Source organism: Neorhizobium alkalisoli, from assembly GCF_007829835.1.
In the GTDB taxonomy this organism is placed as follows: domain Bacteria; phylum Pseudomonadota; class Alphaproteobacteria; order Rhizobiales; family Rhizobiaceae; genus Neorhizobium.
The window spans coordinates 1-14647 of the sequence record NZ_VIWP01000009.1 but is presented as its reverse complement, the minus strand read 5'-3'; the positions used below and the strand labels follow the sequence as shown (position 1 = coordinate 14647).

The following is a 14647-nucleotide window of genomic DNA, read 5'->3' as shown; positions in this document are numbered from 1 at the left end:
AAACCGGGTATGTCGCAGCTGCGTGGTTCATGCACCGTGGCCGGTGATGAAGAACTCAACAACGGGCTTGATCCAGGAAAGAAACTGATACTGGGATGCAAGAAGCAATAGGGCGTCCTTGTGCTGGATGATCCAACCGACTGCCAGAAGCCCGACGCCCGCTTTCCCGGCATCCCAAATCGTGTCCCCGATCAGAGACGAGAACGAGCGCCGTGCGGTAGACGCCAGTCGCAATCCCTGCCGGCACACTTCTGAAATCGTATTGGAGATACTCTGGAAAATAGAGTGGTCGATTTTCCCACGAGCGCCGAAATCCCGCCTGTCCTCGAGCAAAAGCTCAACGGCAGTCCGGACGTCCTCCTCGAACAACGGCTCGTCGATCATGGCCCTGAAGTCACGTAAAGCAGCTGCGCTATCATCAGTAGCGGAACCCAGGTCTCCCCTCGAATATTCCGTCCAAGCATCGAAGTTCCGCAGGAAGATGTCGCATTGAAGCAGCGTGGCGACAACCTGTCGTCCCAGAAAGGCGGAGAATTCCTCGGTGGCAATATCCTTGAATGAGTTGGCAACGCTGACGTAAATTCCGAACGAAATCGGCGAAAACAGCTCACGCGCTTTCGAAATCTCGTCCAGGCACTTCCCAAACGACTTCCTTATCCGCGGATCGCAGTTCGATCGGTTGAGTTCTTCGCAGGTATCCCCGACGATTTCGCGAAGTGCGAGCATGGCCTGCTCGATATGAGCATCGTCGACTCGGGAGGATACCCTGGTCGTGGCTTTCCGGCGGATACTGGAAGGGGTCGCAATCACCTCTAGGGGAGCGACCCTCTGCATCGGTACCATCGCGAGAAGTTCCGCGATCAGACTGTTCTCCAGACGACTGGGATCGATATCGATCAGATCTTCGGTGACGTCATAGAGGCCCTCCAGGGATTTTTCGAGTTCGTCGAGAAATGGCCAGTCGAGTTCCGCGGCGTTTACCTCCGCGAATACGTCACTCAGTCTAGCGGTACAGGCTTCGATCTTCCCGAAGAAGTATTCTTTGTGGTCGGCCATCCCGGCTTGCGAAACCATTCGGTCGACGCGCGATCGCGTGCGGTCCACATCCTCGACGTAGTTCCAGAACTCGACCTCGAAAGCGTCGAAGGCGACCTCGAAGGCAGCGACGTCCTTTGCTATGTGCTTGGCGACTTCATAGTTGGCCTGGTCGTAATCGCCCTCGATGCTCGCCGCGCACCATTGCTTCAGCTCTTCGCAAAACTGGAAAACCGAGGTTTGCGCCCGTAGGAATTTCGCCAGGCGCTTTTCAACGACTTCGTAGTCAGTAGACCTGGCTATATTCACGTGCCCCACCCGCGGATATACAAGAATCTGCCCCGGAAGAGAGCCAGTTCTGATGGCCGACTACTCGCAAGGATCAAACCGCGCGTCAAGGTAGCGCCGCGACCGAGAGAACACGCCGTGCCTCTCTCGTCGTCGCGGCTCCGCAGGCATTCATTCCGCCGCGCGTTCGACCGCGAATCCGAGGACGCGGGCGACGCCCGCTCCGTACTCCGGGTCGGCTTTGGTGCAATTAACGACGTGCCGTTCCCTGACCGCCATCGACGTGCCGGCCATCGCCCGCCCGGTGTTCTCGAAGAGAACCCGCTTCTGATCAGCCGACATCGCCCTGAATAGGATGCCGGGCTGCTCGTAGTGATCCTCGTCAACGCGGTGGTCCCAGTGATCGGGGGCCCCTTCGATCGCAAGCGGCGGCTCCCTGAAGTCGGGCTGCTCAGCCCACTGGCCGGAGGAATTGGGCACATAGGAAGTGGTCGCCCCATGATTTCCGTCGACGCGCATCGCGCCATCGCGGTGATAGGAGTGGAAGGGACACTTGGGCGCGTTGACTGGGATCTGGTGGTGGTTCACGCCGAGACGGTAACGGGCGGCGTCCCCGTAGGAGAACAGTCTCGCCTGCAGCATCTTGTCCGGCGAGAACCCGATCCCCGGCACGATGTTGGCCGGGGTGAAAGAAGCCTGCTCGACCTCGGCAAAGAAGTTATCGGGATTGCGGTTCAGCTCGAAATAGCCAACCTCATGCAGCGGGTAGTCCGCGTGCGGCCAGACCTTGGTGAGGTCGAAGGGGTTGTGCCGATGCGTTGCGGCCGCTTCCTCCGTCATGACCTGTATGTACATCTTCCAACGCGGGAATTCCCCGCGCTCGATGCTCTCGAAAAGGTCGCGCTGATGGCTTTCACGATCGGCACCGATCAGGGAGGTCGCTTCTTCGTCCGACAGGTTCTCGATGGATTGCTGGGTCTTGAAGGTGAACTTCACCCAGGTGCGCTCGTTCATGGCGTTGATGAAGCTATAGGTGTGCGAGCCGAAGCCGTGCATGTGCCGGAAGCTCTTGGGGATGCCGCGCTCGGACATGACGATCGTAACCTGGTGGAGCGCCTCCGGGAGGAGCGTCCAGAAGTCCCAGTTGTTCTCGGCGCTGCGCATGCCCGTGCGCGGATCGCGCTTCACCGCGTGGTTGAGGTCGGGGAAACGGAGAGGGTCGCGGAAGAAGAAGACGGGCGTATTGTTGCCGACAAGGTCCCAGTTGCCCTGTTCGGTGTAGAACTTCATCGCGAACCCGCGGATATCGCGTTCGGCGTCGGCCGCGCCGCGTTCGCCAGCGACCGTCGAGAACCTGACGAACATAGGCGTCTGCTTGCCGATCTCGGAGAAAATTGCCGCCTTGGTATATCGGCTGATGTCATGCGTGACGGTGAAAGTCCCATGAGCCCCGGCACCCTTGGCATGCATCCGGCGTTCCGGGATGACCTCGCGGTCGAAATGGGCGAGCTTTTCGATCAGCCAGACATCCTGGAGCAGGGCAGGGCCACGTCGGCCTGCCGTCTCGATGTTGAAGTTGTCTACCACGGGCGCGCCGGCGGCGGTTGTCAGGCTTTTGTCGGTCATGGTTCTCTCCAAAGACTTGGGAAGCTGGGCTGGCGGAGCCGGATCACCGCGGCCATCGGCTGGGTATCCGGCGCTAGGGATGGTTTAAGGGGCTGAAAAACGTCGTTCTTGTACATCTCGTCACTTCCTTGCTTTCGCCCGGAACCGGAGGCCGTCGCCGCGTATTGACGCTGGGCCAACCGACGGAGTTATGAACATGGACATCCAGGAACGCCCGCTTGAGCATTGCTTCGACGAGGGGCGCGCCGCCGCGCTTGACGGGTCTGATGAAAAGGCCTGTCCCTATTCGGCCGGAACCATCGAATACGAGACGTGGATGGAAGGGTACGAGTCCGTCGTCGAAGACAACTAGACTGACGGTTGAGGGTGGCGGATGAAGGAGCAATTCAGAGCCAGCCGCTCTTCCTGAAGCGCCGATAGAGTACGGCGCACATCAGCGCGATAACGCCGAGGACCACGTAGTAGCCGTATTCGGCTTTCAACTCCGGCATGTTCCTGAAGTTCATGCCGTAGATACCCGCGATTGCCGTCGGCACAGCCAGGATGGCCGCCCAGGACGCCAGCTGCCGGGTTATCGCGCCTTGCCGCTGCTGTTCAAGGAGGCTCGACGCCTCGAAAACCGAGGTCATGATCTCCCGCAGCCCGCCCACAAGGCTCTCCACCCTTCGAACGTGATCATGGACATCGCCAAAGAACGGACGTGCGTTAACGTTGACGCATGGCAGGTCCAGGTGGGTAAGCTTTCCGACAACCTCGCCCATCGGTCCGAGAACGCGCTGGAATTTCAACACCTGGCGTCTCATGCGGAAAATCCGCCTTATCTGTTCGGGGTCGAGGAAGGAAGAAAGGATGTGTTTTTCGAGTTCAAGGACGCGATCCTCGATCGTCTCGACCATCGGGAGGTAGCCGTCCACGACGGAATCAACGATCCCGTGCAGAACGTAGTCGGGACCGTGGGCGAGAAGCTGTGGAGACCGCTCGAGGTGCTCTCTCAGCGACCGATGCGATCGCGACGGCCCGTGGCGGACCGAGACAAGATGACCCTTGCCGACGAAAACGCATATCTCGCCGTAGGCGATCCGGTCTCCCTCGAGGTGGGCTGTCTTCACCACGACGAACAGCTGGTCGCCATAGATGTCTATCTTGGGCACCTGTTTTCCGGCTAGGGCGTCCTCGATTGCCAGGGGATGAAGGCCGAACATGGCCTTGAGGGCTTCCAGTTCGCGCTCCGTGGGCGACGACAAGCCGATCCAGGCGAACTCGTTCTGCCCCGCGTCGAAGGGCTTCGCCACGAGCGGCACTTCCTCCGCACGAGTGCCGTCACGGTAAAGATAGGAGGCTACGACGGTCATGGCTATCCTCGGGGCATTGACTTGTCCGCTCGCGCAAATCAACCGCGAGGACGAACCGGAATAGCGAGGCCGGGTTCCGACGACCATCGCACGCCGGATCGTTAGGCGAGGACGGCACGGTGGTCTTTTACGATCGTGGCGTCCGTTACGGCCGCCACGTCGCCCTCCGCCGCATCGGTCCGGAACCGTTTCATACAAGACCAGCCGACCGCGATGGCCCATGGCTTGCCTATAGATCCGGCGGGCCTTTCGCCGCTGCCTGTGACTGCGATCCCGGCCGCATTTGGAGAAACAGATATGTTCGGTTTGACGGCGCTCGAGCTGGCGAGAATCCAGTTCGGGTTCACGGTATCCTTCCACATCGTATTCCCGGCAATCACCATCGGCCTCGCCAGCTATCTCGTCGTGCTGGAGGGATTGTGGCTTTTGAAGAAGGACGAGGTCTACCGCGACCTCTATCGCTTCTGGTCCGCGATCTTCGCGGTCAACTTCGCGATGGGCGTCGTGTCCGGCCTGGTGATGGCGTACGAGTTCGGCACGAACTGGAGCTTTTTCTCGGCTTTCGCCGGGCCGATCACCGGACCGCTCCTCGCGTACGAGGTGCTTACGGCGTTTTTCCTGGAGGCGGGTTTTCTCGGGGTCGCCCTTTTCGGATGGAACAAGGTCGGCCCCGGTCTGCATTTCTTCGCCACGACGATGGTCGCTCTCGGTACGCTGATTTCCGCGACATGGATTCTGGCTTCCAACAGCTGGATGCAGACCCCGTCGGGCTTCGAGATCGTCGACGGACGGGTGGTTCCGGTCGATTGGCTCAAGGTCATCTTCAATCCGTCCTTTCCCTATCGCCTTGCCCACATGACCATCGCCGCGTTTCTCAGCACCGCCCTTTTCGTGGGAGCCGCCGGAGCCTGGCATCTCCTGCGGGGAAACGACAATCCGCGCGTCAGGAAAATGTACTCGATGGCGATGTGGATGGTGCTGATCGCCGCGCCGATCCAGATCGTCGTCGGTGACGGCCACGGTCTGAACACCCTGGAACACCAACCCGCCAAGATCGCCGCGATGGAAGGACACTGGCGCAACGAGCCGGGGGCGGGTGTGCCGCTCATCCTTTTCGGAATTCCGGACATGGAGAAGGAGGAGACGAGATACGCCGTCGAAATCCCCCGTCTCGGCAGCCTGATCCTCACCCACAGGCTGAATGGACAATTCAAGGGCCTGTCTGAATTCGACGCAAGGGACAGACCGAACTCGCTTGTACTTTTCTGGTCGTTCCGGATCATGGTCGGCCTCGGCATGTTGATGCTTCTTCTTGGCGTCGTCGGCTTGGCTCTGAGGTCGAAGCGACGCTTGTTCTCCCAGCGACTGTTCCTGCGTTTCGCCACCGTCATGGGCCCGTCGGGGCTTATCGCGCTGTTGGCGGGCTGGTACACGACCGAGATCGGTCGGCAGCCATGGGTCGTCTACGGGGTGATGCGTACCGAGGACGCTGTCTCGAACCACTCGGCGCTGGCGCTTTCGGCGACCCTCGTCGTGTTTGTGGTCGTCTACTTCACGGTGTTCGGCCTCGGGATCAGCTACATGCTCAAGCTGGTGGGCAAGGGCCCGACGGAGGGGCAACACCACGACGGGCCCCCCGGAGGCAAAACCATGCGCCCGGCCAGACCGCTCTCCGCCGCGCCCGACGACGTCGACCCCATCCCCGGCTGAAAGGAAAACAAACATGGGTATCGATCTTCCGCTTATCTGGGCGGTCATCATTGGCGTCGGTCTCATGATGTATGTCGTCATGGACGGCTTCGACCTCGGCATCGGCATACTTTTCCCGTTCGTGCGTGACCGCGAGGAACGCGATACGATGGTCAACAGCGTAGCCCCCGTGTGGGACGGCAACGAGACCTGGCTCGTCCTCGGTGGTGCGGCGATGCTGGCCGCGTTTCCGGTCGCCTATTCGGTCATCCTGAGCGCTCTCTACCTGCCGCTGATCTTCATGCTCGTCGGCTTGATCTGGCGCGGTGTCGCATTCGAATTCCGCTTCAAGGCGGATGAAGGCCACAAGGCGTTCTGGGACAAGGCCTTTGCCTGGGGATCGTACATCGCGAGCTTCTGTCAGGGAACCGCACTCGGAGCGTTCATCAACGGCTTCGAAGTTGAAAACGGGGCTTACTCCGGCGGCCTGTTCGACTGGCTTACCCCGTTCAGCGTGTTCACCGGACTGGGTCTTCTCGCCGCCTACGCCCTTCTTGGCGCGACGTGGCTGGTCATGAAAACGGAAGGGAAGCTGCAGGCCGACATGAGGAGGATTGGCAAGCCGATCGCTTTCGCCCTCTTCGTCGTCATCGTCGTGGTAAGCCTATGGACGCCCCTGGCGCACGAGGCGATCGCTGAGCGCTGGTTCGCGCTGCCCAACCTCGTCTTCTTTGCTCCCGTTCCCATCCTGGTCCTGCTTTCGACGATCGCGCTTTCCAGAACCCTCGAAAGCGGGAGCCATGCCCTTCCGTTCGTGCTGACCCTGACGCTGCTTTTCCTCGGCTACACTGGGTTGGCGATCAGCATGTGGCCGAACATCGTGCCGCCGGGCATCTCGATCTGGGATGCCGCATCGCCGCCGCAGAGCCTCGGGTTCGCCCTGGTCGGAGCGCTGTTCATCATCCCGTTCATTCTCGCCTACACCACATGGTCCTATTACGTTTTCCGCGGGAAGGTGAAGGCCGGGGAGGGATACCATTGACGGGGAAGGTTTCCGGAGGGCCGTCGTTTTGGAGCCGCCTTGGCTGGCTCGTGGCGATCTGGTCCGCGAGCGTGGGCACTCTCGGTGTCGCCGCGCTGGCGTTCAGGTGGTTGATGTCGCTGGCGGGAATGACCCCATGACCCGCCTTTTCGCAAGGCGAAACGCCAAAAGGCGACTTGTTCGGAGTATTTTCATCCCGGATGCGAACAAGCACGGTTCCCAATCGCAAGCAACGGTGCCAAAACAGATATCAGCTTCGGCTTGAAAAGCACGGTCACAGAGCGCACGGATGTCATCCCAAGTCGAAACTTCCAGTCAACCGGACGATCTCAAGGCGGCGACTGCCGACGTCGCGGGTCACGGAAGTTTCCAGAAAGCGTTGGAGGCGGCCAAATCCAGCCTGGCCGCCGCCGATCTCGTCACGTCCGATCGGAATATCCAGCTCGCGTCCGCATTGGCAGAGACCAAGATCGAGAAGGCGGAAGTCTGCTGCCTCAAGATCGACTGGCATCTCCGTCGGTCCGAGGTTCCGGAGAGTGTCGCCGCTGGTCTCGAATGCCTGAGGGACTTTGGTCTCGTCATACCGCTCCGTCCCGATCAGGTCGATCTCGAGACCGCCACAATCGGCGTATGGGAACGGCTTTACGGGCGTCCGGTCGAAGAGCTTGTCCACCTCCCGATGATGGACAATCCCGAGGTCGAGGCAATTGTCAGCGTCCTGTCGGCCATGACGAACTCCGCACAGCTCACAGACGAGAGGCTGCTGGGCGTCACGCTCAGCCATTTGGTCGTTCTGACGCTGGAGCACGGGATCACCAAGGCGGCCGTTCTGGCCTTTGGCCTTTTCGGATTCTTCCTCAGCAACCATTTCGGTCGCTACCACGACGGCTTGAAATTTTGCGAAACCGCACGCGAACTCGTGGAGGTACACGGGTTCTGGGAGCACGAAGTCAAGGCGATCAGCTACATCGAACTGGTCGCCGTATGGGCCCGTCCCCTGCGTTCCGTCATCGAGCTGACCAGATCGTGCATCGCGGCGGCGGAAGGGAGCAGGGACATCCCCTATTCCTGTTACGCCCGGGTCCGCATCGTGGCGTATCGGCTTGCGCGAGGCGACAGCCTTGTCGACGTCTCGGCGGAACTCGTCGACGCCGTCGGCTTCGTCGAAAAAGCGAATTTTGCAGCGCCTCTGATGGCCCTGCACTCGCAAAGAGCGTTCGTCCGCACGATGGCGGAGGGACGCGGCGTCGGCGATATCTTCGATCGCGACGGATTCGACGCCAGCGCCTTCGAAGCGAAATTCATCCCGGAACAGACCCCGACCTACATCTGCTTCTACTGGATTCTCAAGGCTCACGCCTCCTTCGTGTACGGCGATTTCGACACGGCGGCGGACGCCGTCAGGCGTATCTCCGATCTCATCTGGGCATGCACGGGGCATCTCCAGCTCGCCGTTTATCATTTCGTCGCGGCGCTGGCGCTCGCCGCGGAATTCAAGGATGGCACCGAAGCCGAAAGGGCCGCGATCGTCGGCCATGTGGACTGGCTTGCCCGATGGGCGGACACATGCCCTGAGACGTTCCAAAGCAAGCGGCTGCTCGCCCTCGCAGAACTGGCACGGATCGACGGAGATTCTAAGCGGGCCGAACGCCTGTACGAGCAGGCGATCGACGCGGCGGCGAGGTTCGGCCTGCTCGCCGACGAGGCGCTCGCCTGTGAGGTCGCCGGACGGTTCTACCTGGCCTCCGACAGGGAGCAGTCCGCGAAATCCCATCTGTCCAGGGCAAGGGACTGCTATCGCCGTTGGGGCGCTGCAGGGAAGGTAGCGCAACTCGAGAACGCGTTTCCCGGCATTTTTATGGAAGGTGTCGAACAGCAATCGCGACAGTCGCACACTGTCGGCGAAAGCGGTCTGCTGGAGACCGTGCTGGATGTCTCCCAGACCATGTCATCTGTCATCGGCTATGGGCCGCTTGCCGAAACGATCCTCAAGACGGCGTTGGATATGTCCGGAGCGGGCAGGGCGATGCTGGTCGAGCTGGAAAACTCGCAGGCATGGATCACCGCCTCCGGAATTCGTGTGGGCGGAGAGACCGTCTATAGCACGGAGCGCAAGGCCGTCGGAGAAAGCGAGTTATCCCGAGCTGCCTTACTTCGGGTCGCCCGTACTCTTGAACCCTTTTCGGCAGAAGCGGGTACCAACGCCGGAAACACGGACGAGGGGGGCGAACCGTCCGGCGCGGAAGGGTACTTCATCCCGCTGGTCAAGAAATCCCGGCTTATCGCCGTTCTGTATCTCACGGGTTCGAGGAAGCACGAGAAACGTGGTCCGGATGACTTACCGACACTGCTCGCGATCGCGCCTCATGCCGCGATAGCCCTGGACAACGCGAAACTCTTTTCAGAACTGGAAATCGAGAAGGCCGATCTCGCTGAGCGCGAGCACGAATTCCGCATGGCGAACGACACGATGCCTTCGATGACGTGGAGCGCGGACGCGAACGGTGCCAACGAGTGGTTCAACAAGGAATGGTACGAATACACTGGGCTCACGCCCGAACAGGCCTGCAACGGCGGTTGGAAGTATGTCTTCCACCCGGATGACAGGGCGGAGTCCGCTGCGACATGGCATCGGATCGTCACCAAACGCGAAATGAGCGGGCTCGAGGCGAGGAAGCTCCGGCACGACGGCGAGTATCGCTGGTTCATCGTCCGGGCCAAGCCGCACTGCGATGCCACCGGACGCATCGTGCGATGCTACGGCACGGAAAGCGATATCGACGACCTCAAGCGGGCGGAAATCCTGCTTGCCGGGGAAAAGCGGTCTTTCGAGATGATGACCACGGACCAGCCGCTGGCGACGATACTGGATTCCCTTTGCCAGACGCTTTTCGTCCTTACCGACGCGGCTTTCGTCACTATCATGCTTCAAGACGAAGAAGGCCGCACCCTGCGGCCAGGTGGAGGATATAAGCTTCCCGACGGCTTCAGCGACGCGGTATGCGGAATTCCCGTCGGACCTGAATTTGGCTCTTGCGGTACCGCCGCCTTCAGGCAGGAGCCCGTGTGGATCGACAACGTCGACACGGATACCCGATGGGATTGCGCGCGCGACATCGTCGATCGCTTCGGGTTCAAGTCCTGCTGGTCCACTCCGATCATGTCCGGTCGGGGATCGGTGTTCGGAACGATAGCAGTTTACTCCAACAGGCCACGGTCGGCCGGGGATCGCGAGCGGCAGGCGATCGACCGCTTCACCCAACTCGCAAGCTTTGTGCTTGAACGCAAGATCGCCGAGGACGCGCTCAGGAAAAGCGAAGCCATGCTTGCCGAGGGCCAGCGTATCTCGCACACGGGGAGTTGGGCCTGGACCGTCGCGACCGACAAGCTGGAATGGTCGGAAGAACACGGCAACATCTTTGGCTACAACGTCTCCGAGGTCGGTGGAACCCTCGAAACCATGCTCGACAGAATGCTTCCCGAGGAAGCTGGCCTGGTGAGAGATGCTATGCGCAAGGCTGTCTCGGAGAAGACGGATGTCCAGTTCGAGTACCAGGCTACACTGCCCGGCGGAAACACCATCCAGCTGCTCTGCACCGGAAGGGCCTCGGTTGGCCAGTCCGGCGAGGTGACGGGCTATGTCGGAACGACCATGGACATAACCGAGCGCAAGCGGGTCGAGTCCGAACTCCTCAGGAGCGCGGCGCATCTTAGGGAAGTCCAGGCGGAACTCGAACATGTAGCTCGCGCCACCACGATGGGCGAACTCGCGGCCTCGATCGCGCACGAGGTCAACCAGCCGCTTACCGGGATCGTGGCAAGCGGTGGAGCCGCGCTACGCTGGCTCTCCAAGGCGACACCGGACGTCGTCAGGGCCAGGGACAGCCTCAAAAACGTGATTGACGACGGTAGGCGCGCCAGCGAGATCGTCACGAGGATCCGGAAGATGTTCCGCAAGGAGATGGCGACCGTCGAGCCGATCCGGATGACCGAGCTGATCGGCGACGTCATTTCCCTGACGCGCGGAGAGCTCCAGAAGACCAAGATCGCGCTCAAGCTCGACATTCCCCATGACCTTCCCGCGATTCCGGTCGATCGCGTGCAGCTTCAACAGGTCTTCGTGAACCTGATCTTGAACGCCATCGAGGCTTTGCGAGAAACGTCGGACCGCGACCGGGCGCTCACCATCGACATCGCGCTAGACGGTGAGTTCGCGACGATCGGCGTCAACGACAACGGACCAGGCATCCCCGAGGATCGCGTCGAAAGTATCTTCAGGCCATTCGAAACGAGCAAGGCAAACGGCATGGGGATGGGTCTTTCGATCTGCCGTACGATTGTGGAGAACCATGGAGGACAGATGCGGCTGGTTCACGGCAGCGCCCCCGGATGCCGTTTCGAGTTCACGTTGCCACTCGAATTGGCTATCGCCTGACCTTGGAACGTGAGGCCGAAATCACCGGCGGTTGACCGCTTAGCTATGCTGTTGCCGCTGTTGTTCGGTCCGCGGTGCTGCTGAAGCTTCCTGTAGTCGGCGGATGTGCCCATCAGGCCGACCTGCCAGTGAAAGGAATTTTGGCAGGCGTATTAGGCTTGTTCCTGAGTGAGACCGTTTCCCTTGGGCATGCCCAGAATATCGATTTCGAAACCGCCGGCCTTCTCGACGGTGTCGATGTAAAACAGGTCGTTGCCGATATGATCCAGCATCTGCTGGACGAGGTCGGGCCTCATCATCGTCGAATTTGACCAGGGGAAGTGATTGTTCGCGAGGATCATGATCCGGATGAAACGCCATTCAGGAAGGTGGAGACTACGGTCCGGATAATATTTTTAAACGTTTAGCGCGCGATGTAGACGTGGGGCGAAACCGAACGCCCGCCAAAGCGGAACCAGCCGGTCTCTGGCAAGACCAAATGCCTGTTTACAGACCGTGATCGAGTATTATTCCATTGAGTTCCATAATACAAGTTACCTGACAAATACATGTAGCCGGGTGGGTTCAAGGATGAAGTGCGACTTGCGAATGATGCCAATGGGTTGTCACTCGCAAGGAAGCTGCTATGAAACGCACCTACTCCCATATTGATCTCGATGAACGCCGCAAAATAGCCCGCTGGCGTATGGCTGGGATGACGGTCGGGGTCATCGCCGAGAAACTTGGACGTCACCGCTCGACGGTCTTTCGGGAAATCAAACGCAATACGTTTATCGATCGCGCCGTTGCCGACCTCAGCGGCTATTACTGCGTGACGGCACATGACATGGCTTGCGAACGTCGCGAGAAACTCCGGAAGCTGGCGCGCTTCTCGCATGTCAGGCAGTCCGTGATCGACCGCATCATGCATGGCTGGTCGCCGCAGCAGATTGCCGGCCGGATGCGTCTGGAACGCCATCCGATCTCGGTCAGCCACGAAACGATCTACAAGTTCGCATATTCGGCCGATGGCGATGCGATCAAACTATGGCGGCATTTGCCGGAGCATCGTGCTCGTCGCCGACCGCGACATGCAAGACGCAAGCATGGACAACGGTTTAGCCCGGAACTCAACATCCTGCGCCGCCCGGATATCGTCGCCGATCGAAAACAGTTCGGGCACTGGGAATGCGATCTGATTCAGTTCCGGAAGAAGTTCGGGAAAGCCAACGTGACATCGCTCGTTGAACGGGTCAGCCGCTTCGCAATCTTCCTGCGCAACAATGATCGACAGTCGCGACCGGTCATGGATGGCCTGGTTCGTGCTCTACAAGCCCTGCCCCATCTCGCCCGCCGATCGATTACTTTCGACCGAGGAACAGAGTTCACCGACTGGCCCTATCTGCAGGCGCATTTCGGCGCCCAGACTTGGTTCTGTGATCCACAGTCCCCGTGGCAGAAAGGCACCGTCGAAAACACCAACGGCCGCGTCCGGAAATGGCTTTCGAGAGAAGTCGATCCTTTGACCGTGACGGATGCGGACTTGGTCGAAATTTGCGGCCAGCTCAATGCTACGCCGCGCAAGTGCCTGGGCTATCGAACACCTGCAGAAGTCTTTCGCAAGAAACTGCTCGCTCAGATGCGATATGCCGGTTAGCTTCAGGCGCCTCGCAAGTCGCGCTTCGGCATGAACTCACACCGCAAAGTTAGAATGTCCTGTTTCTGCAAAGTTGGAATGTCACACTCCCCGGGTCTCAATGATGCCTGGGAGTTTGCAGATGGTGTTGGTTTCCACGCAGAACTGAGCCGGTTAGGCGCATAATTTCCATTGAGAATTGAGCCATGTGAACCTTCCCCCAACGCGGAGAGCGACGGGGGCAACGGAGTGATCCACATGGGACTTTTAAACATCATCCGTCGGATGGCACTGCGTGAGAAGCTGTCGGTGCGCGAGATCAGCCGGCGCACCGGGCTGTCACGTAACACGATCGCAAAGTATCTGAGCGCGGGTACGATCGAGCCGACGTTCACGGTACCGGAACGACCGAGCAAGCTTGATCCGTTCGCCGACAAACTCTCTGGCTGGCTGAAGACCGAGGCCGGAAGGTCACGCAAACAGCGCCGAACGCTGAAGCAACTTCATGCCGATCTGACGGCTCTGGGCTTTACCGGCTCCTATGGCCGTGTCGCCGCCTTCGCCCGTGAGTGGCGGGTTGAGCAGCAGACGGCTGGCCGCGGCATATTCGTTCCGCTGTCTTTCCTCCCAGGCGAAGCATTCCAGTTCGATTGGAGTGAGGACTATGCCGTGGTCGGCGGCGAGCGCACGAAGCTGCAGGTCGCGCACATCAAGCTATCGCACAGCCGGGCGTTTCTGGTCAGAGCCTATCTGCTACAGACACACGAGATGCTCTTCGACGCTCACTGGCACGGCTTCCGCGTATTCGGTGGCGTGCCTGGCCGCGGCATCTACGACAACATGAAGACCGCAGTTGATCGCGTGGGCCGCGGCAAGGAGCGGCAGGTCAACATCCGTTTCCTTGCAATGACGAACCACTACGTCTTCGCGCCTGAGTTTTGCAATCCCGCCGCGGGTTGGGAGAAGGGCCAAGTCGAGAAGAGCGTTCAGGATGCCCGACCACGTTTGTGGCAACAGATGCCGGACTTTCCGGATCTGGCGGCATTGAATGTCTGGCTGGAACAGCATTGCCAGGACTTGTGGCGCGACACAGCGCACGGCACCTTGCCCGGCACGATCGCGGATGCTTGGGCTGATGAGCGGGTAGCATTGATGGCGCTTCCCGCCATGTTTGACGGCTTCGTCGAGCAGAGCAAGCGCGTCTCCCCCACCTGCCTGATCACCTTCGAGCGGAACCGCTACAGCGTACCTGCGTCTTTTGCGAACCGACCCGTCAGCCTGCGGATTTATCCCGAGCGGCTGGTCGTTGTGGCAGAGGGCAATATCCTCTGCGAACATCCGCGGGTGATCGAGCGCAGTCACGACAAACCGCCGCGAACGACTTACGGCTGGCGGCATTACCTTGCGGTCATCCAACGCAAGCCCGGTGCTCTACGCAATGGCGCACCCTTCCTGGAATTGCCGCCCGCCTGCATAGCGGCAATCTAGGTAAGATTCAGCGTCAATCAGGATGAGACTCGCGCCGGGGTGTGACGGAGTGAGGGCGTAGCCCGATCGTAGTCATA

General features: G+C 60.1%; 10 protein-coding genes and 1 pseudogene. 7 read left to right on the top strand and 4 right to left on the bottom strand.

Going from position 1 to position 14647, the window contains the following annotated elements; genetic code table 11:
* Window positions 1–27: 27 nt before the first annotated feature.
* Both FHW37_RS25920 and FHW37_RS25915 read right to left on the bottom strand, forming a co-directional pair.
* The gene (locus FHW37_RS25920; RefSeq protein WP_145641652.1) at window positions 28–1344 is read right to left on the bottom strand and encodes a hypothetical protein; all 1317 of its coding nucleotides are present in this window, start codon (window positions 1342–1344) and stop codon (window positions 28–30) included.
* Window positions 1345–1494: 150 nt separating this feature from the next.
* A complete protein-coding gene (locus FHW37_RS25915; RefSeq protein ID WP_145641650.1) occupies window positions 1495–2949 on the bottom strand; it encodes a catalase in 1455 nt (484 codons plus the stop codon).
* 196 nt (window positions 2950–3145) lie between these two features.
* On the opposite strand from FHW37_RS25915, the gene FHW37_RS33720 reads away from it, so the two are divergent.
* A complete protein-coding gene (locus tag FHW37_RS33720) occupies window positions 3146–3301 on the top strand; it encodes a ribosome modulation factor (RefSeq protein WP_186458393.1) in 156 nt (51 codons plus the stop codon).
* Window positions 3302–3335: 34 nt separating this feature from the next.
* Here the strand turns inward: FHW37_RS33720 and FHW37_RS25910 are convergent, their stop codons facing one another.
* Window positions 3336–4301: a magnesium and cobalt transport protein CorA gene (locus FHW37_RS25910; protein WP_145641648.1), complete on the bottom strand. Its 966-nt coding sequence runs from the start codon at window positions 4299–4301 to the stop codon at window positions 3336–3338.
* 297 nt (window positions 4302–4598) lie between these two features.
* Between FHW37_RS25910 and FHW37_RS25905 the strand changes: the two genes are divergently transcribed.
* From FHW37_RS25905 to FHW37_RS25890, 4 genes are all read left to right on the top strand, one after another.
* Entirely contained in the window at window positions 4599–6011 is a 1413-nt protein-coding gene (locus FHW37_RS25905; RefSeq protein ID WP_145641646.1) for a cytochrome ubiquinol oxidase subunit I, read from the top strand.
* Window positions 6012–6024: 13 nt separating this feature from the next.
* Entirely contained in the window at window positions 6025–7032 is a 1008-nt protein-coding gene (gene cydB, locus FHW37_RS25900) for a cytochrome d ubiquinol oxidase subunit II (protein WP_145641644.1), read from the top strand.
* Entirely contained in the window at window positions 6978–7172 is a 195-nt protein-coding gene (locus FHW37_RS34545) for a DUF2474 domain-containing protein (protein ID WP_145641642.1), read from the top strand. Before cydB ends, FHW37_RS34545 begins: the two co-directional genes overlap by 55 nt.
* Before the next feature lie 149 nt (window positions 7173–7321).
* Entirely contained in the window at window positions 7322–11467 is a 4146-nt protein-coding gene (locus FHW37_RS25890) for a PAS domain-containing protein (protein ID WP_145641640.1), read from the top strand.
* 152 nt (window positions 11468–11619) lie between these two features.
* Here FHW37_RS25890 and FHW37_RS33715 read toward each other — a convergent pair whose 3' ends face one another.
* Window positions 11620–11766, bottom strand: coding sequence for a hypothetical protein (locus tag FHW37_RS33715; RefSeq protein ID WP_186458392.1), 147 nt, complete (start codon window positions 11764–11766; stop codon window positions 11620–11622).
* A 326-nt stretch (window positions 11767–12092) separates the two neighbouring features.
* On the opposite strand from FHW37_RS33715, the gene FHW37_RS25885 reads away from it, so the two are divergent.
* Window positions 12093–13103: an IS30 family transposase gene (locus FHW37_RS25885; protein WP_145641639.1), complete on the top strand. Its 1011-nt coding sequence runs from the start codon at window positions 12093–12095 to the stop codon at window positions 13101–13103.
* A gap of 237 nt (window positions 13104–13340) precedes the next feature.
* A pseudogene (gene istA, locus FHW37_RS25880) lies at window positions 13341–14552 on the top strand (IS21 family transposase); the annotation flags it as partial.
* Window positions 14553–14647: the final 95 nt, after the last annotated feature.

Excerpts from the sequence above, each read along its gene's own strand:
- FHW37_RS25915 (WP_145641650.1), bottom strand. The coding sequence starts at position 2,949 with ATGACCGACAAAAGCCTGACAACCGCCGCCGGCGCGCCCGTGGTAGAC.
- FHW37_RS33720 (WP_186458393.1), top strand. The coding sequence starts at position 3,146 with ATGGACATCCAGGAACGCCCGCTTGAGCATTGCTTCGACGAGGGGCGC.
- FHW37_RS25910 (WP_145641648.1), bottom strand. The coding sequence starts at position 4,301 with ATGACCGTCGTAGCCTCCTATCTTTACCGTGACGGCACTCGTGCGGAG.
- FHW37_RS25905 (WP_145641646.1), top strand. The coding sequence starts at position 4,599 with ATGTTCGGTTTGACGGCGCTCGAGCTGGCGAGAATCCAGTTCGGGTTC.
- cydB (WP_145641644.1), top strand. The coding sequence starts at position 6,025 with ATGGGTATCGATCTTCCGCTTATCTGGGCGGTCATCATTGGCGTCGGT.
- FHW37_RS34545 (WP_145641642.1), top strand. The coding sequence starts at position 6,978 with ATGGTCCTATTACGTTTTCCGCGGGAAGGTGAAGGCCGGGGAGGGATA.
- FHW37_RS25890 (WP_145641640.1), top strand. The coding sequence starts at position 7,322 with ATGTCATCCCAAGTCGAAACTTCCAGTCAACCGGACGATCTCAAGGCG.
- FHW37_RS33715 (WP_186458392.1), bottom strand. The coding sequence starts at position 11,766 with ATGATGAGGCCCGACCTCGTCCAGCAGATGCTGGATCATATCGGCAAC.
- FHW37_RS25885 (WP_145641639.1), top strand. The coding sequence starts at position 12,093 with ATGAAACGCACCTACTCCCATATTGATCTCGATGAACGCCGCAAAATA.